This window comes from Bifidobacterium apri, from assembly GCF_009299485.1.
Lineage (GTDB): Bacteria > Actinomycetota > Actinomycetes > Actinomycetales > Bifidobacteriaceae > Bifidobacterium > Bifidobacterium apri.
On sequence record NZ_WBSO01000043.1, the window covers coordinates 1 to 1,048 of the forward strand.

Consider the following 1,048-nt stretch of genomic DNA (forward strand, 5'->3'; position numbering starts at 1 on the left):
GTGAGTGGCGATGCGGCGTTTGACAGTCCCGCAGTCGGCGATGCGGCGATAGGCAGTGTTGCAATCAGTAACGCGGCAATTGGCAACGCACCAATCAGCGATGCCATCGTCGGCGAACAAGCGACCGCAGTATCCCGTTCCAACGCATCGCTCAGCCTTGCAAGCGCTGCCGCGGTTCGTGATGGTGCCACGGCAGGGCATGCCGTTGCACAGTCCGTAGCGCGCGCGATTTCGCGTCACCGCACATCAATCAGCATCGTGTCGCTTGCGCTCGCGGTCATCGCGCTCGCCATCGTCGAAGGCCTGATATTGCGATCCAACACCGCGGATCATATCGTCGAAATGCGGATAATTCTTGCCGCAGGGGCACAATGGTCGGCGCTCGTGCCGGCCGCACACGCCATCGCGGTATGCTTCTCGGCGTTTGTCGCGGTTCCGGTCATCGCTGTACTGCTTGCTGTGATTTGGATGGTGACGCGCAGTGCCGGACAGATGCTGCGGGGGCTCGCCATGGCGGCGCTGCCGATGGCGGTCATCGGCCTCATCAAGACGATTGTCGATAGGACGCGGCCGAGCACCGCGCGTGGTGCGCTCATGCCCGACCCGAGTTTTCCCAGCGGACATACAGCCTGCTCGGTGGTAGTTGTGTCGCTTGCGCTGTTCATGCTGCACGTCATTGACGCGAGAATCATGGATTCCTGCCAACGGACTGGCTGTGCCGCGAGTGAGCCCCGGGCCAATCAGACGGATGTTCATCAGGCCAATGTCGTCAATCAAGCCGATGTCGTCAATCAAGTCGCTGCAATCCCTGTAATCCCAACAATTTCCGCGACTTCCGCGACTTCCGCGGCTGCCGGGACTCCCGGGACTCCCAGGACTCCCAGGATTCCCAGGACTGCCAGGACTCCCGTAACTGAGTCTGCCAATGTGCCGCCGCAATCACTGCAATCACCGTTCGCCTGGCGTATTCTGCGGACGGTGTTGACGGTCATCCTGATTATCGTGCCCTTCGTCGTCGCGCTGTCCCGCGTGATTTACGGTGTGCATT

At 61.0% G+C, this 1,048-nt stretch carries 1 protein-coding gene; it reads left to right on the plus strand.

What is annotated here, in order from left to right; all coding sequences use genetic code 11:
• Positions 1-1,048 (plus strand): phosphatase PAP2 family protein (locus DSM100238_RS09255; protein WP_152356370.1); only part of this gene is annotated, 1,048 nt, incomplete at both ends.